The sequence below is a fragment of the Vibrio sp. Vb1337 genome (assembly GCF_033338715.1).
GTDB lineage: Bacteria > Pseudomonadota > Gammaproteobacteria > Enterobacterales > Vibrionaceae > Vibrio > Vibrio alginolyticus.
The window spans coordinates 1-1,217 of sequence record NZ_JAWOTD010000162.1; the positions used below are offsets into that span (position 1 = coordinate 1).

Annotated in this window: 1 protein-coding gene; it reads left to right on the forward strand. The window is 46.3% G+C overall.

Annotation, left to right across the window (positions count from 1 at the left end; translation table 11 throughout):
* The first annotated feature begins 22 nt into the window (after window positions 1–22).
* Window positions 23–1,195: a glycosyltransferase family 4 protein gene (locus R7E42_RS24715; RefSeq protein WP_318073191.1), complete on the forward strand. Its 1,173-nt coding sequence runs from the start codon at window positions 23–25 to the stop codon at window positions 1,193–1,195.
* Window positions 1,196–1,217 lie beyond the last annotated feature (22 nt).

The following is a 1,217-nucleotide window of genomic DNA, read 5'->3' on the forward strand; positions in this document are numbered from 1 at the left end:
AGCATCAACTGAGGAACAGAACATGAAACGTGTATTGATGTTCGATGCGATTCCAATGCAAGGCGGCTCAAAAATCGCCAATGCAGAGCTACTCAAACAGTGCAATAAGCTCAACGTTGTTGGTTATTTGGTGACAACAAAGCCCGAGCATTGGACGCCACTTTTGGAAGACACGCCACGCATCCAGATTCTCAACATAAAAGCGGCGCCGTTTTGCTCCACTCACGGCCTTATCTATTGGTTGATGAACGCGTTTTACCTGATTCAACTGCTCAAGGTTTGCATGAAGCTACCAAAAATAGATTGGTACTTGGGGCTTTCTTGCCCAAGCAATGACATGCCTTTGTACCTGATGAGATTGTTCAGCCGCAAGCCAGTGGTACAAATGATTCACGGACCTGTTGGCGTCGCAAGATCGTCCGGCTACTGCTTAGTAAAAGCCAGCTCTATCTACTATCTGTCAAACACTCGCGAATCCTTGATTAACGCGTTGCAAGCCTATTTAAAAACACCAAAACCTGCGACGGAAAGATATTGGAGCACATTGAACGCCTCCACATTTGTGAACGGCCTTTCTCGCGAACGCTGGCCGAAACAAGCTAATCCAATCTCCAATCGCGTGTTTTGGGCAGCAAGTTTGTTGAAATGGAAAAACGTGGATTTACTGCTGGATGCCCTAACGCTAGAAAACACCACCACCATTCAATCCACCATTTGTTACATCAAACCGAATGTACCAGGCGTTGAATATTCCACTCCGGATTTTAATACCAAAGGGGTCGATTGGTATGAATCTCCAAACAACCTCAACGAATTGCGTGCACAGTGTGGTGTTTTTGTTTCCACCAGCGTGAACGAACCTTTCGGGCTTTCCATTTTAGAAGCACTGGCGTCCGGTATGTGTGTGGTTATCCCTCACGATGATAGCTATTGGGATCGCGGATTGACTCATGGAAAGAACTGCATCAAATACACACCGAATAATGCGGCTTCTCTGCACAACGCGATTCGTCTGCTTAATGAGTCACCGTGGATGAAGGTCACAATGGGACTTGAAGCCTTAAATGTCGCACAGCTATACAGCGCGGAACGCTGCTACATGCCAATCGCTCAATATTTATGTTCAGAGCATGCACCAACCAGTCATCACGGTGCCAAAGCACGAAACAACGTCAAAGGATATGACCATGTCTAAAGCAATGACCAACATGTCACTT